Annotated in this window: 22 protein-coding genes; 20 read left to right on the top strand and 2 right to left on the bottom strand. The window is 59.7% G+C overall.

Annotated features, from left to right (window positions below):
* Window positions 1-11: 11 nt before the first annotated feature.
* From pseB to BWR59_RS27415, 8 genes are all read left to right on the top strand, one after another.
* Window positions 12-1,013, top strand: coding sequence for a UDP-N-acetylglucosamine 4,6-dehydratase (inverting) (gene pseB / locus BWR59_RS27380; protein WP_081568824.1), 1,002 nt, complete (start codon window positions 12-14; stop codon window positions 1,011-1,013).
* A complete protein-coding gene (gene pseC, locus BWR59_RS27385) occupies window positions 1,010-2,176 on the top strand; it encodes a UDP-4-amino-4,6-dideoxy-N-acetyl-beta-L-altrosamine transaminase (RefSeq protein WP_081568825.1) in 1,167 nt (388 codons plus the stop codon). The genes pseB and pseC overlap by 4 nt, the downstream gene beginning before the upstream one ends.
* 42 nt (window positions 2,177-2,218) lie before the next feature.
* On the top strand, window positions 2,219-2,920 hold the full coding sequence (gene pseF, locus BWR59_RS27390) for a pseudaminic acid cytidylyltransferase (RefSeq protein WP_081568826.1): 702 nt from the start codon (window positions 2,219-2,221) through the stop codon (window positions 2,918-2,920).
* Window positions 2,917-4,437, top strand: coding sequence for a UDP-2,4-diacetamido-2,4,6-trideoxy-beta-L-altropyranose hydrolase (pseG, locus tag BWR59_RS27395; protein WP_081568827.1), 1,521 nt, complete (start codon window positions 2,917-2,919; stop codon window positions 4,435-4,437). The genes pseF and pseG overlap by 4 nt, the downstream gene beginning before the upstream one ends.
* Window positions 4,430-5,482 (top strand): pseudaminic acid synthase, encoded by a 1,053-nt coding sequence (gene pseI, locus BWR59_RS27400; RefSeq protein WP_081568828.1) that lies wholly within the window; start codon window positions 4,430-4,432, stop codon window positions 5,480-5,482. Before pseG ends, pseI begins: the two co-directional genes overlap by 8 nt.
* Window positions 5,483-7,799: 2,317 nt before the next feature.
* Window positions 7,800-8,732: a ketoacyl-ACP synthase III gene (locus BWR59_RS27405; protein WP_081568829.1), complete on the top strand. Its 933-nt coding sequence runs from the start codon at window positions 7,800-7,802 to the stop codon at window positions 8,730-8,732.
* 93 nt (window positions 8,733-8,825) lie between these two features.
* On the top strand, window positions 8,826-10,121 hold the full coding sequence (locus BWR59_RS27410; RefSeq protein WP_081568830.1) for a 6-hydroxymethylpterin diphosphokinase MptE-like protein: 1,296 nt from the start codon (window positions 8,826-8,828) through the stop codon (window positions 10,119-10,121).
* Complete coding sequence (locus tag BWR59_RS27415; protein ID WP_081568831.1) at window positions 10,118-10,402, top strand: hypothetical protein; 285 nt, start codon at window positions 10,118-10,120, stop codon at window positions 10,400-10,402. The genes BWR59_RS27410 and BWR59_RS27415 overlap by 4 nt, the downstream gene beginning before the upstream one ends.
* On the opposite strand, the gene BWR59_RS27420 is transcribed toward BWR59_RS27415, so the two are convergent.
* Together BWR59_RS27420 and BWR59_RS27425 are read right to left on the bottom strand one after the other, a co-directional pair.
* Window positions 10,394-11,218, bottom strand: coding sequence for a crotonase/enoyl-CoA hydratase family protein (locus BWR59_RS27420; protein WP_081568832.1), 825 nt, complete (start codon window positions 11,216-11,218; stop codon window positions 10,394-10,396). The two genes, BWR59_RS27415 and BWR59_RS27420, sit on opposite strands and share 9 nt — an antisense overlap.
* 19 nt (window positions 11,219-11,237) lie before the next feature.
* Window positions 11,238-12,050 carry a class I SAM-dependent methyltransferase gene (locus BWR59_RS27425; protein WP_081568833.1) on the bottom strand — a complete coding sequence of 271 codons (813 nt, stop codon included), beginning with the start codon at window positions 12,048-12,050 and terminating at the stop codon, window positions 11,238-11,240.
* Between the two features lie 647 nt (window positions 12,051-12,697).
* Between BWR59_RS27425 and BWR59_RS27430 the strand changes: the two genes are divergently transcribed.
* From BWR59_RS27430 to fliG, 12 genes are all read left to right on the top strand, one after another.
* Complete coding sequence (locus BWR59_RS27430; RefSeq protein ID WP_081568834.1) at window positions 12,698-13,804, top strand: flagellin; 1,107 nt, start codon at window positions 12,698-12,700, stop codon at window positions 13,802-13,804.
* A gap of 292 nt (window positions 13,805-14,096) precedes the next feature.
* Window positions 14,097-14,948 (top strand): flagellin domain-containing protein, encoded by an 852-nt coding sequence (locus BWR59_RS27435; RefSeq protein WP_081568835.1) that lies wholly within the window; start codon window positions 14,097-14,099, stop codon window positions 14,946-14,948.
* Between the two features lie 75 nt (window positions 14,949-15,023).
* A complete protein-coding gene (locus BWR59_RS27440) occupies window positions 15,024-15,413 on the top strand; it encodes a flagellar protein FlaG (RefSeq protein WP_081568836.1) in 390 nt (129 codons plus the stop codon).
* 77 nt (window positions 15,414-15,490) lie between these two features.
* Entirely contained in the window at window positions 15,491-16,918 is a 1,428-nt protein-coding gene (fliD, locus tag BWR59_RS27445; RefSeq protein ID WP_081568837.1) for a flagellar filament capping protein FliD, read from the top strand.
* A gap of 120 nt (window positions 16,919-17,038) precedes the next feature.
* Complete coding sequence (gene fliS / locus BWR59_RS27450) at window positions 17,039-17,434, top strand: flagellar export chaperone FliS (protein WP_081568838.1); 396 nt, start codon at window positions 17,039-17,041, stop codon at window positions 17,432-17,434.
* Between the two features lie 11 nt (window positions 17,435-17,445).
* A complete protein-coding gene (fliT, locus tag BWR59_RS27455) occupies window positions 17,446-17,742 on the top strand; it encodes a flagellar protein FliT (protein ID WP_081568839.1) in 297 nt (98 codons plus the stop codon).
* 169 nt (window positions 17,743-17,911) lie between these two features.
* The gene (gene fleQ, locus BWR59_RS27460) at window positions 17,912-19,387 is read left to right on the top strand and encodes a transcriptional regulator FleQ (protein ID WP_081568840.1); all 1,476 of its coding nucleotides are present in this window, start codon (window positions 17,912-17,914) and stop codon (window positions 19,385-19,387) included.
* Between the two features lie 141 nt (window positions 19,388-19,528).
* Window positions 19,529-20,737 (top strand): ATP-binding protein, encoded by a 1,209-nt coding sequence (locus BWR59_RS27465; protein ID WP_230982099.1) that lies wholly within the window; start codon window positions 19,529-19,531, stop codon window positions 20,735-20,737.
* Window positions 20,734-22,161, top strand: coding sequence for a sigma-54 dependent transcriptional regulator (locus tag BWR59_RS27470; RefSeq protein ID WP_081568842.1), 1,428 nt, complete (start codon window positions 20,734-20,736; stop codon window positions 22,159-22,161). Before BWR59_RS27465 ends, BWR59_RS27470 begins: the two co-directional genes overlap by 4 nt.
* A gap of 276 nt (window positions 22,162-22,437) precedes the next feature.
* Window positions 22,438-22,767 carry a flagellar hook-basal body complex protein FliE gene (gene fliE, locus BWR59_RS27475; protein ID WP_081568843.1) on the top strand — a complete coding sequence of 110 codons (330 nt, stop codon included), beginning with the start codon at window positions 22,438-22,440 and terminating at the stop codon, window positions 22,765-22,767.
* Between the two features lie 14 nt (window positions 22,768-22,781).
* Window positions 22,782-24,560 (top strand): flagellar basal-body MS-ring/collar protein FliF, encoded by a 1,779-nt coding sequence (gene fliF / locus BWR59_RS27480; protein WP_081568844.1) that lies wholly within the window; start codon window positions 22,782-22,784, stop codon window positions 24,558-24,560.
* Window positions 24,553-25,572 carry a flagellar motor switch protein FliG gene (gene fliG / locus BWR59_RS27485; RefSeq protein WP_081568845.1) on the top strand — a complete coding sequence of 340 codons (1,020 nt, stop codon included), beginning with the start codon at window positions 24,553-24,555 and terminating at the stop codon, window positions 25,570-25,572. Before fliF ends, fliG begins: the two co-directional genes overlap by 8 nt.
* Window positions 25,573-25,586 lie beyond the last annotated feature (14 nt).

Raw genomic sequence — 25,586 nt, forward strand, 5'->3', positions numbered from 1 at the left:
GGGACCCTGTCATGTTCAACGGTAAATCGGTATTCATCTCTGGGGCGACCGGCTCGTTCGGTCGCATGTTCATCCGCACGCTGCTTGCGCGCTACCAGCCCCGGCGCGTGGTGGTGTTCTCCCGCGATGAGCTCAAGCAGTACGAAATGCAGCAGGAATTCAATGCGCCCTGCATGCGCTATTTTCTCGGCGATGTGCGTGATGCCGAGCGTCTGCAGCAGGCCATGCGCGGCATTGATTATGTGGTGCATGCGGCTGCGCTGAAGCACGTGCCGGCGGCCGAGTACAACCCGACCGAATTCATCCGCACCAACGTCAATGGTGCGGAAAACATCATCGCCGCGGCCATCGCCAACGGTGTGAAGAAGGTCATCGCGCTGTCCACCGACAAGGCCGCCAGCCCGATCAATCTGTACGGCGCCACCAAGCTGCTGTCGGACAAATTGTTCGTGGCCGCCAACAACATCGGCGGCGAAGAGCAGACCCGTTTTGCCGTGGTGCGCTACGGCAACGTGGCGGGCTCGCGTGGCTCCATCGTGCCGTTCTTCAACAAGCTGATCGCGGGCGGCGCGAAGGAGCTGCCGATCACCGATCCGCGCATGACCCGTTTCTGGATCACGCTGGACCACGGTGTCGATTTCGTGATGCAGAGTTTCGAGCGCATGCACGGCGGCGAAGTGTTCGTGCCCAAGATCTCTTCAGTGCGCATAGTCGATCTGGCCCAGGCCATGGCCGCCGATCTGCCGCACAAGCTGGTCGGGATTCGGCCGGGCGAGAAGCTTCACGAGTTGATGGTGCCGCAGGACGATGCGCGCATGACCCTGGAGTTCGAAGATCACTACACCATCGTGCCGTCGATTCGTTTCAACAACGTCGACACCGATTTCGCCATCGACGCGACGGGCGAGAAGGGCAAGGCTGTGAGCGATGACTTCGAATATCGCTCGGACACCAACCCGGACTTTTTGACGATCCCGCAGATCGGCGAACTGCACGCCGATATCACGCCATGATTCCCTACGGCCGGCAGAGCCTCGATCAGGCCGATATCGACGCTGTGGTCGAGGTGCTCGAGTCCGATTGGCTGACACAGGGCCCGACCATCGAGCGCTTCGAAGCGGCGATGGCCGAGCGCTGCGAGGCGGGCTTTGGCGTCGCGGTGTGCAACGCCACGGCGGCGCTGCACATTGCCTGTCTGGCAGCAGGGCTGGGCGAGGGCGACTGGCTGTGGACCAGCCCCAATACCTTTCTCGCGTCGGCCAACTGCGGGCGTTATTGCGGCGCCGATGTGGACTTCGTCGACATCGATCCACTGACCTGGAACCTCGACGTCAACGCCCTCAAACACAAGCTGGAAAGCGCCGAGCGTGAGGGCAGGCTGCCGAAGGTGTTGGTGGCGGTTGCGTTCTCCGGGCAGAGCTGCGACATGCGCGCCATTGCCGAACTGTCGCGGCGCTATGGCTTTGTGGTGATCGAAGACGCTTCTCACGCGGTCGGCGCGAGCTATGCCGGTCGCCCGGTGGGTTGCGGCGAGTATGCCGACATGACCGTGTTCAGCTTTCATCCGGTGAAAATCGTCACCACCGGGGAGGGCGGCCTGGTGTTGACCAACTCCCCTGAGCGGGCCGAGCATCTGCGTCGTCTGCGCAGCCACGGCATGACCCGCGACCCGGTGCAGATGGACGCGCCGAGCCACGGCCCCTGGTACTACCAGCAGGTCGAACTGGGCTTCAATTACCGCATCACCGACATGCAGGCTGCGCTGGGCTTGTCACAGCTGAACAAGCTCGACGGTTTCCTGGCGCGACGTCGGCAACTGGTGGCGCGTTATCAGGCGTTGCTCGCTGATCTACCGCTGACTTTGCCGACCCCGCAGCCCGAGGCCGAGTCGGCCTGGCATCTGTATGTCGTGCGCTTGCAGACCGAACGTTTGCAGCACAGTCATCGCCAGATTTTCGAGGGCTTGCGCGCGGCCGGTATCGGGGTCAACGTGCATTACATTCCGGTGCATCTGCAGCCGTACTATCGTGACCTTGGCTTTGCGGCGGGTGACTTCCCCCAGGCCGAAGCCTATTACGCACAGGCCATCAGCCTGCCGCTGTTCCCGGCCATGACCGATGAACAACAGGACTTTGTGGTCGATCAGCTGCGACGCTTGCTGACCGATGCTCAATAGACGGATCCCCGACATGCCTGCATCCATCGAGGGCAAACGACCATGACGGCGGTTGCGATCATTCCTGCACGCGGTGGCAGCCAGCGAATTGCGCGCAAGAATCTGAAGCTGTTCAACGGCGAGCCGATGATGGTCGGCTCGATTCGTACGGCGCTGACGAGCGGGCTGTTCGATCGTGTGGTGGTCAGCACCGACGACGAGGAAATCGCCGAGGTCGCACGAAGCCATGGCGCAGAGGTGCCGTTCATGCGGCCCGCCGATCTCGCCGATGCCTGGACCGGCACGGCAGCGGTGATTCAGCACGCCATCCGCGCACTGGATCAGCCATTCGATTTCACCTGCTGCCTCTACGCGACCGCCCCGTTGTTGCAGGCGCGCTTCCTGCGTGAGGGCCTGCACGCCTTGCAGGGGGCACCGGACAAATCCTATGCGTTCTCGGTCGCAAGCTTTGGTTTCCCCATACAACGCGCGCTGGTGATCAACGACGACGGCAGCCTGAGCTCGATGCACCCCGAATACCGCACCGTACGTTCTCAGGATCTGCCCGTCGCCTATCAGGACGCCGGTCAGTTCTATTGGGGGCGTAGCGAGGCCTGGTTGCGTGGCGATGTAATTTTTTCCGACCTGAGCCTGCCGGTGATTCTGCCGCGGCATCTGGTGCAGGACATCGACACCGAAGAAGACTGGCTGCGCGCCGAGTACCTCTATGCGGCACTCAAGGCGGGCGGGGAGCTTGAGCCGTGAGAGTGCTGATTCGCGCCGACGCCTCCATGACCATCGGCAGTGGCCACATCGCCCGCTGCCTGACGCTGGCCAACGTGCTGCGCAAGGATGGCGCCGAAGTGGTCTTCGCCTGTCGGCAGTTGCCAGGCCATCTGTTGCAGCGGTTGGCCGATCAGGGTTATGTCGCCCTTGATCTGCCAGAGCGCTATGCACAGGAGCAGGAGCAGGAGCAGGAGCAGAGCGGGGCGGATATCGAAACGTCTCTTGCCTGGCAGGCTGACATTGATGCCCTCGCGGACGCTCTGAACAATCAGCCGCGATTCGACTGGCTGATTGTCGACCACTACGGTCTGGACGCTCGCTGGGAGCGTGCCGCGCGGCGGTTCGCTGATCGCCTGATGGCAGTCGACGATCTGGCCAATCGGCCTCACGCCGTGGACCTGCTGCTGGATCAGAATTACTCTGCGCAGGCTCAGGATCGCCCCTACGATCAGTGGCTCGACCCTCGCTGCAAGACTTTCCTCGGCCCGCGCTTTGCGCTGATGCGCGACGAATTCCAGTGCGAGCCGATCACGATCAAACCTCGGGTTGAACGCGTGCTGGTCAACTTCGGCGGCTTCGATGCCGCGCGACAGGTGCATGCAACGATGCTGGCGCTGCAGGGCTTCGACGACCTGCAGGTGGACTTTGTCGCCGGATCGCACAATCCCGAATGGGAAGCCATGTGCGACTTGGCCAAGGCGCGCCCGAACTGGCGGTTGCATGAGTTGGTCAGTGATTTTTTCGGTCTGATGCGACAAGCCGATCTGTTCATCGGGGCAGGCGGTGGCACGACGTGGGAGCGTGCTGCGCTGGGTTTGCCGACCCTATGCGTTTCGGTCGCCAACAACCAGCAGCTCAACGCGCAATTACTGGCCGAGTCGGGCGTGCATCTGTACCTGGGGGGCCACGAAACCCTCGACCCGCAGCAGTTGGTCCAGGCCATCGCGCTGCTGCGTGACAATCGTCCACTGCGCCAAAGCTTTGCCGTACGCTCACAGGCAATGGTCGATGGCCGGGGCGCGCAGCGTCTGGCGGTCGCCTTGATCGAGCCGGTCTGGGCGCTGCGCAAGGCAACCGAACTCGACGCGACGCTGTTGTTCGAAGGGCGTAACGCGCCACACGTGCGGCAGTGGGCATTCAACAGTGATCTGATCGACTGGGACAGCCACGTCGCCTGGCTCCAGCGCAGCCTGCAGAACCCGCAGCGCTTGCTTCTGATTGGCGATACCGCCCACGGCCCCGTCGGCATGCTGCGGTACGACCGCCAGGACGAGCGCGTCGAAGTGTCGATCTACCTGTTCGAAGGCCAGGCCGGAGTTGGCTGGGGGCAGGCGCTGCTCAGCAGCGGCGAACGCTATCTGCGCCAGCATTGGCCGCAGGTACGCGTGATTGAGGCCCAGGTGCTGGCCGATAACGCGGTGTCCATTTCTCTTTTCCAGAAGGCCGGTTACCGCCAGGCCGAGTGTCATTTTCAGCGAGTGATCAACGATGAGTAGTTTCAGGATCGGTTCGAGAACCATCGGCCACGACGCAGCGCCGTTCGTCATCGCCGAAATGAGTGGCAACCACAATCAGTCGCTGGACCAGGCGCTGCGCATCGTCGAGGCCGCCGCCAAGGCGGGCGCTCATGCCCTCAAGCTGCAAACCTACACCGCCGACACCATGACTCTGGACATCGCTGAGGGCGAATTCTTCATCAAGGACCCCAACAGTCTGTGGGCCGGGTCTTCGCTGTATGCGCTGTATGAGAAGGCTCACACGCCGTGGGAGTGGCATGCGCCGATTTTCGCCCGCGCCAAAGAGTTGGGCATGCTCGCGTTCTCCACGCCATTCGATGAAAGCGCCGTGGACTTTCTTGAGAGCCTGGACGTGCCGGCGTACAAGATCGCCAGTTTCGAGAACACCGATATCCCGCTGATCCGCAAAGTCGCCGCCACTGGCAAGCCGATGATCATTTCAACCGGCATGGCCAGCATCGCCGAGCTCGACGAAAGCGTGCGCGCGGCGCGGGAGGCGGGATGCAAGGATCTGGTGCTGCTCAAATGCACCAGCACCTACCCGGCCTCCCCCGAGAACAGCCACATTCGCACCATCCCGCATCTGGCGGGGCTGTTTGGCTGTCAGGTCGGGCTTTCCGATCACACCATGGGCGTCGGGGTTTCGGTGGCAGCGGTGGCGATGGGCGCAACGGTCATCGAAAAACACTTCACCCTCGATCGTGCCGATGGCGGTGTAGACGCCAGTTTCTCGCTGGAGCCTGCCGAGATGGCGAGCCTGGTGACAGAAACCGAGCGCGCCTGGCAAGGTCTCGGCGTGGTGCGTTATGGCGCCACTCAAGCCGAACAGAAGTCCCTGGTGTTCCGCCGCTCGCTCTACGTGGTGCGGGACATTGCCCAAGGCGAGGCCTTCAGCAAAGACAACGTCCGCGCCATCCGTCCGGGGCTGGGGCTGGCCCCCAAGCACATCGATACCGTGCTCGGCCGTACAGCCCGACACGCCCTCAAGCGCGGCACGGCGCTGAGTTGGGATGTGGTGGGCTGAAACCGAGTCCTGCTGCGAACCCTGTGGGAGACGGCGGAGGTCACGACGGCAGCGAAGGGGTGGGTCAGTTAGCCATGAGCCCTCTGACCCACCGCTTCGCGGCTGTCGCACAGCTCCAGCTTCTCCCACAGGCCCGATGTTCATCCGCCCAGCTCCAGCGTCTCCCCAGCTTCGAGGTCCACCCCAAGACCTCGGCTCTGCACACATCTGCTGTAGCAGTCCGGCTTGCCGGCGGCGGGGCCTTGGAGATCGGCACCGCCGGCCAGCGATCTGAAAGTTGTACGCGATCCCTGTGGGAGACGCCGGAGGTCACGACGGCAGCGACGGCGGTGGGTCAGTTAGCCAATGAGCCCTCTGACCCACCGCTTCGCGGCTGTCGCACAGCTCCAGCTTCTCCCACAGGCTCGATGTTCATCCCAAGACCCCGGCTCTGCACATATCTGCTGTAGCAGTCCGGCTTGCCGGTGGCGGGGCCCTGGAGATCGCCATTACCGGCGAGCGATCTGAAAGTTGTACGCGATCCCTGTGGGAGGAGGTCACGACGGCAGCGACGGCGGTGGGTCAGTTAGCCATGAGCCCTCTGACCCACCGTTTCGCGGCTGTCGCACAGCTCCAGCTTCTCCCACAGGATTGATGTTCATCCGCACCGCTCCAGCTTCTTCCACAGGATCGATGTTCATCCGCACCGCTCCAGCTTCTCCCGCAGCTTCGATGTCCACCCCAAGACCCCGGCTCTGCACATATCTGCTGTAGCAGTCCGGCTTGCCGGTGGCGGGGCCCTGGAGATCGCCATTACCGGCGAGCGATCTGAAAGTTGTACGCGATCCCTGTGGGAGGAGGTCACGACGGCAGCGACGGCGGTGGGTCAGTTAGCCATGAGCCCTCTGACCCACCGTTTCGCGGCTGTCGCACAGCTCCAGCTTCTCCCACAGGCTCGATGTCCACCCCAAGACCTCGGCTCTGCACACATCTGCTGTAGCAGTCCGGGTTGCCGGCGGCGGGGCCCTTGAGCTCGTCATTACCGGCCAGCGATCTGAAAGTTGTACGCGATCCCTGTGGGAGACGCCGGAGGTCACGACGGCAGCGAAGGGGTGGGTCAGTTAGCCATGAGCCCTCTGACCCACCGTTTCGCTGCTGTCGCACAGCTCCAGCGTCTCCCACAGGCTCGATGTTCATCCGCACAGCTCCGGCTTCTCCCACAGGCTCGATGTTCATCCCAAGACCCCGGCTCTGCACACATCTGCTGTAGCAGTCCGGTTTGCTGGCGGCGGGGGCCTTGGAGATCGCCACCGCCGGCCAGCGATCTGAAAGTTGTACGCGATCCCTGTGGGAGACGCCGGAGGTCACGACGGCAGCGACGGGGGTGGGTCAGTTAGCCATGAGCCCTCTGACCCACTGCTTCGCGGCTGTCGCACAGCTCCAGCTTCTCCCACAGGCTGATGTTCATCCGCACAGCTCCAGCTTCTCCCACAGGCTGATGTTCATCCGCACCGCTCCAGCTTCTCCCAAGCTTCGATGTCCACCCCAAGACCTCGGCTCTGCACACACCTGCTGTAGCAGGCCGGATTGCCGGCGGCGGGGCCCTTGAGCTCGTCATTAGCGGCAAGCGATCTGAAAGTTGTACGCGATCCCTGTGGGAGACGCCGGAGGTCACGACGGCAGCGACGGCGGTGGGTCAGTTAGCCATGAGCCCTCTGACCCACGAGCGATCTGAAAGTTGTACGCGATCCCTGTGGGAGACGCCGGAGGTCACGACGGCAGCGACGGCGGTGGGTCAGTTAGCCATGAGCCCTCTGACCCACCGYTTCGCGGCTGTCGCACAGCTCCAGCTTCTCCCACAGGATTGATGTTCATCCGCACCGCTCCAGCTTCTCCCGCAGCTTCGATGTCCACCCCAAGACCCCGGCTCTGCACATATCTGCTGTAGCAGTCCGGGTTGCCGGCGGCGGGGCCCTGGAGATCGCCATTACCGGCCAGCGTTGCTGCTAAAGGTTTTTCGCGCGTGCTGGCAACTGCTTCACAACTCACAAACCCATGAAGCCTTCATGTCAATTGCCTGTCTGAAAGCCAGTCGACCCTTGCGCGCGACCCATCGGTCAGCTAAAAGCTTGTAAAACTTTTGGTGACCTGTGAGTCATAACGGGCATCTTCACTGTATCGTGCTTGCAGGTGATGAAGGCATCAGGCTGATTTCAGAGACTTTCTGAACGCGCCCATGCCTTGCCGTTGCCAGTTTTTTCGGCCTCAAGCCCCGGATTTCAATGCCCCGCCTCATGGCGATGGGTGATGTTCAGCAGTTTTTGATTGGGAAGCCATGATGATTGGCATTAAGAGCATAGCGAGTTACGTGCCTGCAGCCGGCGTCGACAATTACGCGCAGGGTGCCAAATTCGGGAAGGATGAAGAGTTCATCCTTGGCAAGATCGGTTCTGCTTTTCTGCCACGCAAGGATGACGCTCAGGAAACTTCGGACCTGTGCGTCGAAGCCGCCAACCAGCTGTTCGCCAACAACCCTGCGCTTTCGCGCGACGCCATTGATGTGGTGATCGTGGTCACCCAGAACGGTGACGAAGAAGGCCTGCCGCACACCGCAGCCATCGTTCAGCACAAGCTCGGCCTGCCGACTCACGTCGCCGCGTTCGACATTTCCCTGGGCTGCTCGGGTTACGTCTACGGCATCTACGTGCTCAAGGGCTTCATGGAAGCCACCGGTCTGAAAAACGGCCTGCTGATCACCGCCGACCCGTACTCCAAGATCGTCGACCCCGAAGACCGCAACACCACCATGCTGTTCGGCGACGCCGCTACGGCCACCTGGATGGGCGAAGACGCGCCTTGGCAACTGGGCAAGTCCAAGTTCGGCACCGACGGCGGTGGCGCGGAGTTCCTCAAGACCACCAACGGCAACTTCTTCATGAACGGTCGTCAGGTGTTCAACTTCGCGCTGGTCAAAGTGCCGGCGCACCTGAACGAACTGCTCATCGACTCCGGCCTGCAATCCTCGGACATCGACGCGTTCTGCATCCACCAGGGCAGCGCCGCGATCGTCGACGCTGTGGCCCGTCGTTTCGAAGAAGGGAGCACGCCGGAGAAGTTCGTCAAAGACATGCTGGAGACCGGCAACACCGTTTCCTCCAGTATCCCGCTGCTGCTGGAAAAACACGTGCTCAACGCGACCTGGAAGCGCGTGGCCCTGAGCGGATTCGGCGTAGGCTTGTCGTGGGGCTCGGCGATCATTTATCGTCCGTGAGCCTGAACGGCCCCTGATTAAGCTCTGCCAAAAACGGCGACCTGGATTCAGGTCGCCGTTTTTCATTTCGCTCGTTTGATAAGGACAGTCGCCGTGGACGAGATCTACCAGCGCAACAGCGCCGTTCTGGCTCAACGCTGGCCCGCCGTCATGCAGCGCTTGGCTGCAGAGGACGCGACATCGGTGCCCGCGCAATTGCTGGAGGGGAAAAGCTCAACCCTGACTGTTGCCGGCATTCAGCTCACCAGTCGCCATGATCGTCTGGCTGAAGCGCAGACTCAGGCCGACAGCCTGCCAGCCAACAGCCCCGTGGTTCATCTCTACGGCACCGGGCTGGGCGACTTGCAGCGCGTGCTGTTGGCGTCCGCGAGCCTGCAACAGCTGCAGGTGCATATTCTCAATGGCGCCCTGTTCGTCCTGGTGCTGCAACTGTTGGAGCAACAGGATTGGCTCAGCGATCCACGCGTCATGCTGGCCTACGCCGACGAGCGCACGGAAATTCAATTGCCGTTCTTCGCGCTGCCGGCCGAGCTGGTGCTGGCCGATGACGCCAATGCGCGGATTCGTGACCGGCTTGTCAGTGAAGTGCATGTCGGGTTCAACAACCGGGAGTTTTCACCTGAAAACCCTGAAAGCGTCAAGCGGCTGGAGCAGGGCAGGGAGCTGCTGCAAAGCGACGCCGATGTCGCCGCGCTTTTCGGCTCCCAGCCTGGGCGGGACGTGCTCGTCATCGCCACGGGCCCCAGCTTGCAGCAACATCTGCAACGCCTGCTGGTCACCCATCAACAAACCGATCGACCTCTGCTCATCTGCGTCGACACAGCGTACGTGCCGTTGCGCAACGCAGGGATCACGCCTGATCTGGTGGTCAGCATCGACCATCGCATCAGTACGCGCCATCTTCCGCCGGAGGGTAGTGATGGCATCGCATTGGTGTATTTGCCGGGGCAGGAAGCACCGATGCTCGAAGCCTGGCGCGGGCCGCGTTACGTCGGTTATTCCACCAGCCCCGTCTATTCACAGATTCGACAGCACATCCCCCGAGCCAACCTGCACGTGGGCGGCAGCGTCATTCACCCGGCCATCGACCTCGCGGTCAAAATGGGCGCAACCCGCATTACCCTGTTTGGCGCCGACTTCGCGTTCCCCGGAGGCAAAACCCACACCGGCTGGCAAGACGGCGTGCTAGGCCCGGAACTGAGCATCGCCAGGCACTGGGTACGCGACGGGCGCGGCAACAAGGTCAAGACCCAGCTCAACTTCCGCAGCTACCTCATCGAACTGGAGCGCTACATCGCCCTCCATCCCGAAGTGCAATTCTTAAACACCAGCCGCGACGGCGCCCTCATCGCCGGCACCACGTTCGACCCCGACTGGACCGCGCCATGACCCCCAACACACAAATCATCGCGAACGCACAGCACTGCGCCCGCCTGTTCCGCCTGGGCCGCGACATCGAAGCTGCGCTGAACATGGTCGACCTGATCGACAGCGCCATGCCCTTCATCACCTCTCTTCCCGCCGATCAGCAGGCCGAATCCACGCGGGTATTGAGTGAAATCCTGCAATGCCAGGAGCGCCAGGACTGGCTTGGGGTGGCGGATTGGCTGGAGGTGGAGTTTGTGGCGTTGTGCAATGCTGTTGATAATGAGCTCAATATCTCAACGTAGGGATTTCTGCTGACGGAGTACCAACTGAGCCATCAGGCGCAAGTCCTTGTCTTCCAGCTTGAGTGCCGTGTCTACCCAGTCATGGGTGATTGACATCAATTCATCGCGGCTGATGGGGGACACGGCTTGACGAGCACGATAGATTGCTGCGGTGCCATGCCTTCTTGCAGACGTGGACTGCACGTAATCCCTCACGGCGCAAATACCTCGCCCCTTGGGCACGACGATATCAACCAATCCCAATTCAAGCATAGCCGTTGCAGAATAACGCTCGCCGCAGAGCAGTAACCTTTCGGCAACTGGCTGGCTGACCCTTCGCTTTAACAGGCTGCACGCTCCCATGCCGGGAAATGAGTTGAACCGTATTTCGGGGAACCCGAATCGTGCATGTTCCTCGGCAATGATCACATGGCTGCTCAGCGCGCACTCGAACCCACCGCCAAAGGCGTCTCCCTGAACCAATGAAAGCGTAATCAAATCGTCGGCGAAGTAGTAATTAAGGCGCATGTAGACGCATTCTACGCACCGGGTTGCGTAATCATTCAGCCCGGCGCGGTCCCCGGACTTGACGCACCGAATGAAGTACGCGAGATCGCCTCCCAGGCTGAAGTATTTCTGCGATGCGGATGCCCAGACGTAGAAGTGTACGGGCTGTCTAACGCCATCCTTGAGAATATGTCCCGCGTTTTGCTTCAGCGCACCATCGTGGGCGCTCAAAGCGCCAAGGAAGTCCATCGTGAAACTGGCAACATGGTCAGGACTCAAGTATCCCCACAATGTCCGTTGCGCCTGTTCATACCGGGTTTTGAACGTCATGGAGACCACCTCTCGCCAGTTATCTGGCTGCCGCCCATGCACATATCTGTGCAGGACCGACCAGCTGACTGCCCGATGCAAGGGAGTCCGTCCTCAAACGGGCTTCCAGCGTGGACAACGGCAATGACTCAGTCGTGATGCCCGACGGAATCAGTTTCGGGTCGATACTTTTCATCATCTCAGCCGCCCATCGGTACATCTGCGAGTCTGGCCCGCCCCCGCATGAACGCTCATGGAGCATGTACGGAAAAGGTAAACCGGCGGCCACGAAGATTGCCGCGAGCCGATTCGCGACGTCGGGAGAGGGCAGATTCGCATGGAGCACCCCAAAAATCGTTTTTGCAACTTGGTCCCACAGCTTCGCTTTTGGGCGGGACTCGGCGAAGGGCGCAGCGATGCAGAGTTCATGGAAAGCCACAGTGCCACCGGATTTAACACACTTGAGAGCCCGCTTGATGATGGCAGTGGGGTCTTCCTGATGGATCAGCACATATCGACCAACGACAAGATCAAAAGGATGGTCCGCAACGAAGTTCTCGATTGCGCACTTTTCGAATTCGACATTGCGGCCGTAGCTCTGTGCCTGCTTGCGACTGCGAGCCAGTTGAACCGCATCTGCGTTCATGTCGATACCTAGAACGTAGCCTTTGTTGCCCATCAGCCTGCTCGCTAACATTGCGACGTCACCTGGCCCACAACCCAGATCCAACACCCGCATGCCGGGGCGTAGGCCTGCATTCACTAACATCCGTTGTGTCGTCGGCTCGAGCACGGCCGCCTGAAACGTCAACCGCTCCAGTTCTTTGGGAGAATGCCCCAATGCATACGCCATAGTATTTTCCTTGAGACATTATTCCCGGTAACTGGAATATCCATTTTCAGCCAGCGGTACGTATCAAGGGGGACGAACGGCCAGTGGCTTCGGCGTATCAATCATGGGATCAGCGCAGCCCGGGCGTCTACTGTCAGAAATGACAGTTGATTAGAAGATTTCGCGATGAGAACCGCATTTAGCTCTACGCATGCAGGCGGTCCCATAGAGCGGAATCTGGATAACGCGCCAGAAACCTGTAAGCCAGGTGTGTCGTGTTGGGGGGGGCGATTTGATAGTTGACAGAAGTTGACATGTTCCGCCTGGGTCGCGACACAGCATTGGCTGGAGGTGGAGTTTGTGGCGTTGTGTCAGGAATGAAGTTTCCATAATGAGCTTAGTTTAAGAAACGTCTTACGGACTGTTCAGAAAACTCGGATTTTGAAGACCCTGCGGGGTCTTTTTTTTATAGTTTTTTTAAAGTGAGCCTATTTAAGAAGTTAGCGGATTATTTACCCTTCATTTGTCGGGTATGGGCGCCGAGCGTGCCCGGTCACCGGTTAAAGGCCTTTTTTCAATCGTCGATAACGCCACTGTAGGTTTTCCGGGAGAAATGGACTTCCCCGTTTTTGGAAAGCCAGCCGTTTCTATCAACGAGGGAACTCAAAATGGCTTTAACCGTTAATACCAATATCGCGTCTCTTTCTGTACAACGGAACTTGAACAGGTCTTCTGACTCGCTGAGCACGGCGATGACGCGTCTATCATCGGGGTTGAGAATCAACAGTGCCAAGGATGATGCGGCCGGAATGCAGATCGCGAGTCGTTTGACCACGCAAATCAGGGGTCTGACTGTAGCGGCACGTAATGCAAATGATGCGATGTCGGTTATTCAAACGACAGAGGGTGCGCTGTCTCAAACGTTGAATACCTTGCAGCGCATGCGTGATCTCGCCGTGCAGGCTAAAAATGGGACCAATACACCTTCTGACCGTCTTGCATCTCACAAAGAGTTTGAACAAGCGGCGGATGAGCTGACGCGTCTGAGCAAAAGTACGAAGTTCGGAAAAGACCTGACCTTGTTGAACGGCACGGCAGGGATTTTAACTTTCCATGTCGGAGCGAATACTGGAGCGCATGAAGAGATCCAGATTGTTTTGGATAAAGACTTTTCCTCCCAATCGATGTTCAAAGCGCCAGCGGACGCTGCGGCCATAGCTGCTGTGCTCGGCAGTGCGGGCACACCTGGCACACCAATGATTCCGGCAAATCCAGGAGATCCCAACGCGACTCCTCCAATCCCTGCCACGCCGGAGGTTCCTGCCGTGGATGCTGTTCCGGCAACCGCTCCAGTTGTCGGTGTTCGACAGATTACGGCGGGGGAAAATCTGACACCCAAGATCGACGGGACAGGTATTTATGAAGGATTGACCCGAGCAGATGCTTTGAATCCGACTGCCGAGGAACTCGCTTTAGAGTCGGCCGTTGCCAACAAAAACATCGATGAGGCGATCAATCAAATTGACGTTGCGATCGCGAGTGTTACTGGAGCAATGGCAGAGCTTGGTGCGAAACAGAACCGGCTAACCACAACGGTCGCCAACATTACGAATATCGTGGAGAACGTGACAGCCTCCCGAGGTCGCATCCAGGACGTCGACTTCGCCGCCGAAACCGCAGATCTCACCAAACAGCAAACCCTCCAACAGGCCTCAACCGCCATCCTCGCCCAGGCCAACCAGCTGCCGGCGGCGGTCTTGAAGCTGCTGCAGTGATTATTTTGCCTTAATAGGTAACGCCCAAGCCGGGCACGCCGAGGGGTGTGTCCGTTCTGAAACCCTTTGGTAATCAGGTGTTTATCGTTTTGATTAAAGCAAATGGGGATCGAGCCGAAACGCTGTGTAACCCCCGTCAAAAGCAGGGGTGGCGCTCTGGTGGCAAAAAATTTTCAAATTGCCCTCAAGCTCCTTCCAGATACGACGATAAACATTACGAAGGTTCTCTAGGCCACACCCGGCGCTTGCCAGGGCCGGAAAGCCGCAGTACCCAACCAACGAGGAATTCATCATGGCTTTAGGCGTAAACACCAACGTAGCTTCCCTGGCTGTTCAGAAGAACCTGAGCAAGGCTTCCGATGCACTGTCGACTTCGATGACTCGTCTGTCTTCCGGTCTGAAAATCAACAGCGCTAAAGACGACGCCGCCGGCCTGCAGATCGCCACTCGCGAAACTTCGCAAATCCGCGGTCAGACTGTAGCTATCAAAAACGCCAACGACGGTATCTCGATCGCTCAGACCGCTGAAGGCGCTCTGCAAGAATCGACCAACATTCTGCAGCGTATGCGTGAACTGGCCGTACAGTCCCGAAACGACACCAACGGCACTGCTGACCGTGCAGCTCTTAACTCTGAATACGCTCAGATGTCGGACGAACTGACCCGTATCGCTCAGTCGACCAACCTGAACGGCAAAAACCTGCTGGACGGTTCCGCTAGCACCGTGACTCTGCAAGTTGGCTCGAACACTGGTACTTCGGACCACATCGACCTGACCCTGACTCAGTCGTTCACTGCTTCGGCTCTGTCGGTTGGTAGCGGCACCACCGCAATCAGCGGCACCAGCAACACTGCTGCTCACTCCAGCATCGACGCCGCGATCTCGGCAATCGACGCTGCACTGGCGACAATCAACACCACTCGCGCAAGCCTGGGTGCTTCGCAAAACCGTCTGACCAGCACCATTTCCAACCTGCAGAACGTCAACGAAAACGCCACCGCTGCCCTGGGTCGTATTCAAGACACCGACTTCGCAGCTGAAACCGCTAACCTGACCAAGCAACAGACTCTGCAACAGGCTTCCACCTCTGTTCTGGCCCAGGCTAACCAGCTGCCATCCGCTGTTCTGAAACTGCTTCAGTAATATCGGTTAGTGAGTTTTGGCGGGGGAGTGTGCTTGCGTACTCTTCCGCTTTTTTACTTTGAGAGGTGAGTGGACATGGACATCAGCACCAGGTTGAACTTGTCTTACCCAGCGGCGCAGTCAGTGCAATCGGTGCCAGTGGTAGCTGATAAGCAGGCCGTGGCGCCTCAAGTCGTTCCCGCTCCGGCAGCTGCCGACAAGCTGGATACGGCGACGAGTAAAGACTCCAATCCCGATAAAGAGTCCAAGGACTTGAAAGCTGCAGTTCAGGAAATGGAAAAATTCTTTCAGTCGGTTCGCCGTAATCTGGAGTTCTCGATCGATGAGGGTTCCGGGCAGGTCGTCGTGAAGGTGATTGCGACTGAGACGGGGGAGGTGGTTCGTCAACTGCCGTCTGCCGAGGCTTTGAAGATTGCCGACAGTCTGAAAAACGCAAACAGCCTGTTGTTAGACGCCAAAGTTTAACTGGCACGAAACGTGAACGCGGTTCTTTTGATGTGAAACATTGTCAAAAGCCCGACTAACCCTGGAAGGAGACTCAAATGGCTAGTCCAATCACCCCATCAACCGGCCTCGGATCAGGCCTGGCGATCGGGGATATCGTCAGTGCGCTGGTGAACTCCGACAAGCTTGCCAAGCAGACCCAGATCACTACCCAGACCAAGCTGGTCACCACCAAACTGTCAGGTATCGGCACGCTGCAATCGGCGATGTCGGCATTTCAGACGGCTTTGACCAACCTTGGGAAAACCGACACCCCGGCATTCGCGGGTTACGCGGCAAAGGCGTCCGACGCCACTAAAATGACCGTGACCTCCGACAATTCGGCAGTCCCGGGCAGCTACAGCGTTAATGTCGACCACATCGCTACCAGCTCCAGCGTCGCGAGTGCATCTTTCTCCGGTGGCAGCAGCAGTGCTATTCCGAGTGGCAACCTGACCGTCACTCAAAATGGCATTTCGACCAGTATCACCATTCCAGAAGACGCGACACTTGCGTCAGTCGCCAAGCAGATCAACGCGCAAAGCGCGACGTCCAAGATCAGCGCCAACATCATCACCGACGACAAAGGTTCGCGGTTGGTGTTTTCGTCTACGGTCACCGGCGCAGGCTCTGACATCACCGCCACCAGTGACGTGCCTGAGTTCAATATCGTCGCGGGTACCAAGCTCGACCCAGCCAATACCGCCAGCGCAGGCTATATCAATGCCCAGGCGGTCAGCGCGAGCCTGACCGTCAACGGTTTGAGCATCACCAGCGCCAGTAACACCATCGACAAGAGCCTCGGTGGCGTTTCGATGACGTTGCTGGACAAAGGCACGTCCACCGTCACCGTATCCGGCAACACCGACGGCTTGAAGACTTCGCTGCAGACGTTCGTGGACGCCTACAACGCGGTGGTCAAAGCTGTTTCAACCGTGACCAAGGCGACGGTCAGCGATACGCCGGACGCGACCACGGGTGCGACCGTGACGCCAGCCGCCTTGACCGGCGATTCGATGCCGCGCAACATTTTGTCGGCCATCCGTAATGAACTGGTGACCACCGGCGCAGAAGGCAACCTTTCGGTTCTTTCCCAGCTGGGTATCACCACAGGGCAATCCGACGGTACGTTGTCTCTGGACGCTACCAAGTTCACGGCTGCGATGAGCCAGGGCCTGGCCGGTGATGTGCAGCAGTTGTTCAGCGGCACCGGTGATGGCTCAAACGGTTTGCTGAAGCGCATGAGCGCGGCTCTTACGCCTTACACCCAGACCGGGGGTATTTTCGATAGCCGCACCAGCAGTCTGAACAAGCAACAGACAGACTTGCAGAATCAACAGACTGCACTGGATCTGCGTGTCACCACCTTGACTGCAACCCTGACCGCCAAGTACAACGCCATGGACTTGCTGGTAGGGCAGCTCAAGGCGTCTGCAACCAGCATCACGTCGTTCTTCGACTCGTTGAACGCTCAGCAGAGCGGCTGATGATTCGATGAGAAACCAGACCCGGCCAATGTGCCGGGTTTTTGGCATCTGGCCTTAAAGTTTCTCAAGGCCGTGTCGATACCCTGAATATAGAAACTTCGAGTTGTGCGAGGTAAGAGCATGAACCGTATGGCAGCCCTTCGGCAGTATCAGAAGGTCAATTCGCAAGCCCAGACAGCCGTGGCCACGCCGCACCGTCTGGTACAGATGTTGATGGAAGCCGGCCTGGACCGTATCGCTCAGGCCAAGGGCGCTATAGAGCGCAAGGACATCGCCGCCAAAGGCGTGTTGATCGGAAAGGCCATCGAGATCGTGGGTGGTCTGCGTGAAGGTCTGGACATGGAAAAACAGGCCCAGGCCCTTGCCCATGTCGACAACCTGTACGTTTACATGATGAAGCGTCTGGCTGAAGCCAATATCAAGACCGACCCGAAAATTCTCGATGAAGTCATCGGTTTGTTGACTACCGTGAAGGAAGGTTGGGACGCGATTGGCGATCAGCCGCCTGTGCTGTAAAGGAGATCACCATGAGCGCTGCACTCAAGCGAATCGAAGAAACCCGCGAGGCCCTGGTCGGTGCGCTCGCTGAGCGTGACTGGGAGGCCATCGGCAAACTCGATCTGGCCTGCCGGGCCTGCGTCGACGACGTCATCCGTGAGGCGAATGACGACGAGCCTGAGCTGCGCAGCAATCTGGAGGAGTTATTGGGCGTGTATCGACAGCTGATAGATATCGCTGTGGGAGAGCGTCAGGCAATTGTCGATGAAATGTCGCAGATCCAGCGAGCGAAAAACGCTGCAAAGGTTTACCATCTGTTTGGTTGACGCTTGGTTGATCTGAAAAATTTGTGCGCCATAAAATTGACTGTGTACGGTTTTTTGACTTAACTAGTGATGTTCACTAATTTCTGGTTGATGTAGCGTCCTGCGGACAGTACAAATGCCAAGCTTGCCCCTGAATGGGCATCGAGTTGACTAGGGAAGTTGCTATTGCATGTGGCGTGAAATCAAAATTCTGCTGATCGATGACGATAGCCAGCGCCGCCGTGACATGGCGGTGATTCTGAATTTTCTCGGCGATGAGAACCTGTCCTGCTCCAGTACCGACTGGCAGCAAGTCGTGGGCTCTCTGGCATCCACTCGGGAAGTCCTTTGCGTGATGGTCGGCGGCGTAAATGCTCCGGGCAGCCTTCAAGGGCTGCTTAAGACCATTGCGGCATGGGATGAGTTCCTTCCGGTTCTGCTGATGGGCGAAAATTCTTCGGCCGACCTCGCCGAAGACTTGCGTCGACGGGTGTTGTCCACCGTCGAGATGCCGCCCAGCTACAGCAAACTGCTGGACTCCCTGCACCGGGCTCAGGTCTATCGTGAAATGTACGATCAGGCCCGCGAGCGTGGTCGCCAGCGCGAACCCAACCTTTTCCGCAGCCTGGTAGGCACCAGCCGTGCCATCCAGCACGTGCGCCAGATGATGCAGCAAGTGGCCGATACCGATGCCAGCGTGTTGATCCTGGGTGAGTCCGGCACCGGCAAGGAAGTGGTCGCGCGCAACCTTCACTACCATTCCAAACGTCGCGATGCGCCTTTCGTGCCCGTCAACTGCGGCGCGATTCCGGCCGAGCTGCTGGAAAGCGAACTCTTCGGTCACGAGAAGGGCGCGTTTACCGGTGCAATCACCAGTCGGGCAGGGCGTTTCGAGCTGGCCAACGGTGGCACGCTGTTCCTCGATGAAATCGGTGACATGCCGCTGCCGATGCAGGTCAAGCTGCTGCGCGTGTTGCAGGAGCGCACTTTCGAGCGCGTGGGCAGCAACAAGACCCAGAGCGTCGACGTGCGCATCATCGCGGCCACCCACAAGAACCTCGAAGACATGATCGAGACCGGTGGTTTCCGCGAAGACCTTTACTACCGCCTGAACGTGTTCCCGATCGAGATGGCGCCGTTGCGCGAGCGCGTGGAAGACATCCCGCTGCTGATGAACGAGCTGATTTCGCGCATGGAACACGAGAAGCGTGGCTCGATCCGTTTCAACTCGGCGGCGATCATGTCGCTGTGCCGTCACGGTTGGCCGGGCAACGTTCGTGAGCTCGCCAACCTGGTGGAGCGCATGGCGATCATGCATCCGTACGGGGTGATCGGTGTCGCCGAGCTGCCGAAGAAATTCCGCTACGTCGATGACGAAGACGAGCAATTGGTCGACAGCCTGCGCAGCGATCTGGAAGAACGCGTGGCGATCAACGGCCACACGCCGAACTTCGCCAACAGCGCCATGCTGCCGCCGGAAGGCCTGGACCTGAAAGACTATCTCGGTGGTCTGGAACAGGGCCTGATTCAGCAGGCGCTTGACGATGCCAACGGTATCGTCGCTCGCGCCGCCGAACGTCTGCGTATCCGTCGCACCACGTTGGTGGAGAAGATGCGCAAGTACGGGATGAGCCGTCGCGAAGGCGATGATCAGGGCGACGACTGACACTGGTTTGACGCGTCAAAAATAAACCGCTGATTTTTCAGCGGTTTTTTTTCGGCACGAGGATTGCTAAGTCTCTTGCAACACATACCGTTTACTGACGGTTCGCCACGCGAGAGATCAACTATGCCCCAGGCCGCTCAGATGTCTTCCGAACCCGTCTTGCCCGGTTCGCAAGTGCAGCCGTCCCCGGAAGTGGAAAGCCGACAAGGCCTTGAACAGGCGTTTGCCCTGTTCAACCAGATGTCCGCGCAACTGACCGACTCCTGCAGCCTGCTGGAAGCGCGAGTCACCGAGCTCAAGGGTGAGCTGGCGGTGGTCAGTGCCCAGCGCATGCAAGAGCTGGCCGAGAAGGAACGTCTGGCCAATCGCCTGCAGAACCTGCTCGATCTGCTGCCGGGCGGCGTTATCGTCATTGATGCGCATGGCATGGTGCGCGAGGCCAACCCGGCAGCGCTGGACCTTCTGGGCGAGCCGCTGATCGGCATGCTCTGGCGTAACGTCATCACCCGCTGCTTCGCACCCCGCGAGGACGACGGCCATGAAATTTCCTTGAAAGACGGGCGTCGCCTGTCGATTGCCACTCGTTCGCTGGACGCTGAGCCCGGCCAATTGGTGCTGCTCAACGACCTGACCGAAACCCGACACCTGCAAAGTCAGCTGGCGCGCCACGAGCGTTTGTCTTCGCTGGGTCGCATGGTCGCTTCGCTGGCCCATCAGATTCGTACGCCGCTCTCCGCCGCCATGATTTACGCCAGTCATTTGACTGAGCAGGCGCTGAATGTCGAAACCCAGCAGCGTTTTGCCGGCCGCCTCAAGGAACGCCTGCACGAACTGGAGCATCAGGTGCGCGACATGCTGGTGTTCGCCCGCGGCGAATTGCCGTTGACCGACCGAGTCAGCCCGACCGCGTTGGTCGAGGCCCTTGAGTCGGCTGCACAGACCCATGTGCGCGATGCCGCAGTGCGTTGGCGGTGCGACAGCGTCGAAGGCCAGTTGCTGTGCAATCGCGACACGCTGGTCGGCGCCTTGCTCAACCTGATCGAGAACGCGGTGCAGGCCAGCGCTGGCCGCTCGCGCATCAAGATTCACGCCTACAACCGTGGCAACACCCTGCGCCTGTGCATCAGCGATAACGGCAGCGGCATTGACGCTGCGGCGCTGACTCGCATCGGCGAGCCATTCTTTACCACCAAGACCACCGGCACCGGGCTTGGCCTCGCCGTGGTCACGGCCGTTGCCCGCGCTCACCAAGGGCAAGTGCAATTTCGTTCACGTCCGGGGCGCGGCACCTGTGCCATCGTTTCCTTGCCGCTGATTCCGGCCGTTGGCGCACTGGGTAGCTACTCATGACGATCAAGGTATTGCTGGTCGAGGACGATCATTCCCTGCGCGAGGCGTTGGGCGAAACCCTGGAGCTGGCGGGCCATGATTACCACGCGGTCGGCTCGGCGGAGGAGGCGCTTCTTGCCGCCGCCGGGGCGTCGTTCAGCCTGGTGGTCAGTGACGTCAACATGCCGGGCATGGACGGGCATCAGTTGCTCAATCAACTGCGCAGCCGCTACCCGCAACTGCCGGTGTTGTTGATGACCGCCCATGGCGCGGTGGATCGCGCGGTCGAAGCGATGCGTCAAGGCGCCGCCGATTATCTGGTCAAGCCGTTCGAGCCCAAGGCGCTGCTGGCACTGGTTGCGCGCCATGCATTGGGGCGCCTGGGGCCAGCCGATGGCGAGGGGCCGATTGCGGTCGAGCCTGCCAGCGTACAGCTGTTGAGCCTGGCCAGTCGTGTGGCAAAAAGCGATTCCACCGTGCTGATTTCCGGGGAATCGGGGACCGGTAAAGAAGTACTGGCACGTTTCATTCACCAGCAGTCGCCACGTGCAACTAAACCCTTTATTGCCATCAACTGCGCCGCGATCCCGGACAACATGCTTGAGGCCACGCTATTCGGTCACGAGAAGGGTTCGTTTACGGGTGCCATTGCAGCGCAACCGGGCAAGTTCGAACAGGCCGATGGCGGCACCATTCTGCTCGACGAAATTTCGGAAATGCCGATGGGCCTGCAGGCCAAATTGCTGCGCGTGTTGCAGGAGCGTGAAGTGGAGCGGGTCGGTGCGCGCAAGCCTATCGAGCTGGACATCCGCGTACTCGCCACCACCAACCGCGATCTGGCCGGCGAAGTGGCGGCTGGGCGTTTCCGTGAAGACTTGTTCTATCGTCTGTCGGTGTTCCCGCTGGCTTGGCAATCGCTGCGTCAGCGTCCCGCCGATATTCTGCCGCTGGCCGAGCGTCTGCTGGCCAAACACGTCAATAAAATGAAGCACGCGCCGGTGCGACTGTCGGCCGACGCGCAAAAGTGTCTGGTCGGCTACAGCTGGCCGGGCAATGTGCGCGAACTGGACAACGCCGTGCAGCGCGCGCTGATTCTCCAGCAGGGTGGGGTGATTCAGGCCGAAGACTTCTGTCTCGCGGGCCCGATTACCTTCGCGTTGATCCCTGCGCCTGCGCCGGTCCTTCAGGTTTTGTCCGGCGTGCCGACATCAGTCAGCGTCATGGATTCGTCGTCGGAAGCGGTCAGCGGAGAATTGGCGGGGGCCTTGGGCGAAGACCTGCGCCGTCGCGAGTTCCAGATGATCATCGACACCCTGCGCGCCGAGCGCGGCCGCCGCAAGGAAGCCGCCGAACGCCTGGGTATCAGCCCGCGTACGTTGCGCTACAAACTGGCGCAGATGCGTGACGCCGGGATGGACGTCGAAGGGTATCTGTTCGCGTCCTGACTGAGCGTAAGGCGCGTGCCCGCGACCAATCACCGCACCTGTAGCAGCACGGCTTGCCGGCATTGGCGTCATTGAGATCGCTACCGCCGGCAAGTCGTGCTGCTACAGGATATTGAGTGGTCGTCACGATCTGCAAAAACCCCTTTTTGTAAGCACCCAAATACTTTCATGAAAAGCTGGCACTGTGCCGTCACTGGTCTGGCACCGTTGTTGCTACTACATGGGTAACCGCTGAATCCGTGTCAAAAATTTGCGGCCCTTTTGAGAGAGAAGTCCATGAGCCAAGGTGTTGAATTTAATCGGTTGATGTTGGACATGCGCTCCATGCAAATGGACGCCATGGCCAAGCCGAAAGCTATCGAAGCGCCGGAGCAGGCAGGTGCCACCAGTTTTTCCGACATGCTCGGTATGGCCGTGAACAAGGTCAACGACACCCAGCAGGCGTCAAACCAGTTGGCGAGCGCCTTCGAGATGGGCAAGAGCGGTGTGGATCTCACGGACGTGATGATTTCCTCGCAGAAAGCCAGCGTTTCGTTTCAAGCGCTGACCCAGGTACGCAACAAGCTGGTTCAGGCGTACCAAGACATCATGCAAATGCCGGTTTGAGGACGATTTAAGTCATGGCTGAAGCCGTCGCCGATAACGTACCCGCCAAAGCGGGTGCGACAGGAAGCAAACCGCCAATGTTCGGTTTGGCGTTCCTGCAAAATCTGTCCGAGATGACCATGCTGCGGCAGGTCGGCCTCATGGTCGGTCTGGCTGCCAGCGTGGCGATTGGTTTTGCCGTCGTGCTTTGGTCGCAGCAGCCGGACTACAAGCCGCTGTATGGCAGCCTGTCGGGCATGGACACCAAGCAGGTGATGGATACTCTGGCACAGGCCGATATTCCTTACACCGTGGAGCCGAATTCCGGCGCCCTGCTGGTCAAGTCCGATGACCTGGCCCGTGCGCGCATCAAGCTGGCCGGTGCCGGTATCGCGCAGACCGATGGCAACGTCGGTTTCGAGATCCTCGATAAGGACCAGGGCCTGGGTACCAGCCAGTTCATGGAGGCGACCCGTTATCGCCGTGGTCTGGAAGGCGAACTGGCACGCACCATTTCCAGCCTGAACAACATCAAGGCCGCTCGCGTTCACCTGGCGATTCCGAAGAGTTCGGTGTTCGTTCGCGATGACCGTAAACCTACCGCCTCGGTATTGGTGGAGATGTATGCCGGTCGTTCGCTTGAGCCCGGTCAGGTGATGGCAATCGTCAATCTGGTGGCGACCAGCGTTCCCGAGCTGACCAAATCCCAGGTCACCGTGGTCGACCAGAAAGGTAACCTGCTGTCCGATCAGGCGGAGAACTCCGAGCTGACCATGGCCGGCAAGCAGTTCGACTACACCCGTCGCATGGAAACCATGCTGACTCAGCGTGTGCAGAACATTCTGCAACCGGTACTGGGCAATGATCGCTACAAGGCGGAGGTTTCGGCCGACGTCGATTTCAGCGCAGTGGAGTCCACTGCCGAAAGCTTCAACCCTGACCAGCCTGCCTTGCGCAGTGAGCAGACCACCAACGAACAACGCTCCAGCAGCAGCGGCCCGCAAGGTGTTCCGGGTGCTCTGAGCAACCAGCCACCTGGTCCGGCCACTGCTCCGCAGAACGCCACCGCCGGTGCTGCCGGTGCCACAGGCCCGATCGCTCCAGGCCAGCCGCTGCTGGACGCCAACGGTCAGCAGATCATGGACCCGGCCACCGGTCAGCCGATGCTGGCGCCGTACCCGTCGGACAAGCGCAACCAGTCGACCAAGAACTTCGAACTGGACCGTTCCATCAGCCACACCAAGCAGCAGCAGGGCAAGATTAATCGCCTGTCGGTCGCGGTGGTGGTGGACGATCAGGTCAAGGTCAACCCGGCCAATGGTGAAAGCACCATGGTGCCGTGGACCGCCGATCAACTGGCGCGCTTCACCCGTCTGGTGCAGGACGCCGTGGGCTTCGATGCTGCCCGTGGCGACAGTGTCAGCGTGATCAACGTGCCGTTCTCGACTGATCGTGGCGAAGTGATTCCGGACATCCCGTTCTACTCGCAGCCATGGTTCTGGGACATCGTCAAACAGGCGATGGGCGTGATCTTCATCCTGGTGCTGGTGTTCGGCGTACTGCGTCCGGTGTTGAACAACATCACCAATCCGAAAGGCAAGCACGCTGACGGCGACGTCGAGTTGGGCGGCATGGTCGGTCTGGACGGTGAGCTGGCGAACGACCGCGTGAGTCTGGGCGGTCCGCAAAGCATTCTGCTGCCGAGCCCGAGCGAGGGTTATGACGCGCAGCTCAACGCAATCAAGAGCCTGGTGGCTGAAGACCCGGCTCGTGTGGCTCAGGTCGTAAAAGAGTGGATCAACACAGATGAGTGATAGTCGTGCTGCTGCGGTCAAAATGACCCGCGTTGATAAGGCTGCGATCCTGCTGCTCACCCTGGGTGAGACCGATGCGGCGCAGGTGTTGCGTCACATGGGCCCCAAGGAGGTTCAGCGTGTCGGCGTTGCCATGGCGCAGATGCGCAACGTGCACCGCGAGCAGGTCGAGCAGGTGATGAGCGAGTTCGTCGACGTCATTGGCGATCAGACCGGCGTCGGCATCGGCTCGGACGGCTACATTCGCAAGATGCTCACCCAGGCACTGGGCGAGGACAAGGCCAACGGCCTGATCGACCGCATTCTGCTGGGTGGCAACACCAGCGGTCTGGACAGCCTGAAGTGGATGGAACCGCGCGCCGTCGCGGACGTCATTCGCTTCGAGCACCCGCAGATCCAGGCCATCGTCGTCGCCTATCTCGACGCCGACCAGGCCGGTGAAGTGCTGAGCCATTTCGACCACAAGGTGCGTCTGGACATCATCCTGCGCGTCTCGTCGTTGAACACCGTGCAGCCAGCGGCGCTGAAGGAATTGAACCAGATCCTCGAGAAGCAGTTCTCGGGCAACGCCAACACGTCGCGTACCACCCTGGGCGGTATCAAGCGTGCAGCGGACATCATGAACTTCCTCGACAGCTCGATCGAAGGCCAGCTCATGGATTCCATCCGCGAAGTGGACGAAGACCTGTCGACGCAGATCGAAGACCTCATGTTCGTCTTCAACAACCTGTCCGACGTCGACGACCGTGGTATTCAGGCCTTGCTGCGCGAAGTTTCCTCCGATGTGCTGGTACTGGCACTGAAGGGTTCGGACGACGCGATCAAGGAAAAGATTTTCAAGAACATGTCCAAGCGTGCCGCCGAGCTGCTGCGCGACGATCTGGAAGCCAAGGGCCCGGTTCGCGTCAGCGACGTGGAAGCTGCACAGAAAGAGATCCTCACCATTGCCCGTCGTATGGCGGAGGCCGGGGAGATCGTTCTCGGCGGCAAAGGTGGCGAGGAAATGATCTAACAACAGGTGCAGTC

Origin of the sequence: Pseudomonas sp. Bc-h (assembly GCF_002080045.1) — a bacterium.
Classification (GTDB): Bacteria; Pseudomonadota; Gammaproteobacteria; order Pseudomonadales; family Pseudomonadaceae; genus Aquipseudomonas.

Excerpts from the sequence above, each read along its gene's own strand:
- BWR59_RS27430 (WP_081568834.1), top strand. The coding sequence starts at position 12,698 with ATGGCTTTAACCGTTAATACCAATATCGCGTCTCTTTCTGTACAACGG.
- fleQ (WP_081568840.1), top strand. The coding sequence starts at position 17,912 with ATGTGGCGTGAAATCAAAATTCTGCTGATCGATGACGATAGCCAGCGC.
- BWR59_RS27470 (WP_081568842.1), top strand. The coding sequence starts at position 20,734 with ATGACGATCAAGGTATTGCTGGTCGAGGACGATCATTCCCTGCGCGAG.
- BWR59_RS27440 (WP_081568836.1), top strand. The coding sequence starts at position 15,024 with ATGGACATCAGCACCAGGTTGAACTTGTCTTACCCAGCGGCGCAGTCA.
- fliS (WP_081568838.1), top strand. The coding sequence starts at position 17,039 with ATGAACCGTATGGCAGCCCTTCGGCAGTATCAGAAGGTCAATTCGCAA.
- pseF (WP_081568826.1), top strand. The coding sequence starts at position 2,219 with ATGACGGCGGTTGCGATCATTCCTGCACGCGGTGGCAGCCAGCGAATT.
- fliG (WP_081568845.1), top strand. The coding sequence starts at position 24,553 with ATGAGTGATAGTCGTGCTGCTGCGGTCAAAATGACCCGCGTTGATAAG.
- pseI (WP_081568828.1), top strand. The coding sequence starts at position 4,430 with ATGAGTAGTTTCAGGATCGGTTCGAGAACCATCGGCCACGACGCAGCG.
- fliE (WP_081568843.1), top strand. The coding sequence starts at position 22,438 with ATGAGCCAAGGTGTTGAATTTAATCGGTTGATGTTGGACATGCGCTCC.
- fliF (WP_081568844.1), top strand. The coding sequence starts at position 22,782 with ATGGCTGAAGCCGTCGCCGATAACGTACCCGCCAAAGCGGGTGCGACA.
- fliD (WP_081568837.1), top strand. The coding sequence starts at position 15,491 with ATGGCTAGTCCAATCACCCCATCAACCGGCCTCGGATCAGGCCTGGCG.
- pseC (WP_081568825.1), top strand. The coding sequence starts at position 1,010 with ATGATTCCCTACGGCCGGCAGAGCCTCGATCAGGCCGATATCGACGCT.
- BWR59_RS27415 (WP_081568831.1), top strand. The coding sequence starts at position 10,118 with ATGACCCCCAACACACAAATCATCGCGAACGCACAGCACTGCGCCCGC.
- fliT (WP_081568839.1), top strand. The coding sequence starts at position 17,446 with ATGAGCGCTGCACTCAAGCGAATCGAAGAAACCCGCGAGGCCCTGGTC.
- BWR59_RS27420 (WP_081568832.1), bottom strand. The coding sequence starts at position 11,218 with ATGACGTTCAAAACCCGGTATGAACAGGCGCAACGGACATTGTGGGGA.
- BWR59_RS27435 (WP_081568835.1), top strand. The coding sequence starts at position 14,097 with ATGGCTTTAGGCGTAAACACCAACGTAGCTTCCCTGGCTGTTCAGAAG.
- BWR59_RS27465 (WP_230982099.1), top strand. The coding sequence starts at position 19,529 with ATGTCTTCCGAACCCGTCTTGCCCGGTTCGCAAGTGCAGCCGTCCCCG.
- pseB (WP_081568824.1), top strand. The coding sequence starts at position 12 with ATGTTCAACGGTAAATCGGTATTCATCTCTGGGGCGACCGGCTCGTTC.
- BWR59_RS27405 (WP_081568829.1), top strand. The coding sequence starts at position 7,800 with ATGATTGGCATTAAGAGCATAGCGAGTTACGTGCCTGCAGCCGGCGTC.
- BWR59_RS27425 (WP_081568833.1), bottom strand. The coding sequence starts at position 12,050 with ATGGCGTATGCATTGGGGCATTCTCCCAAAGAACTGGAGCGGTTGACG.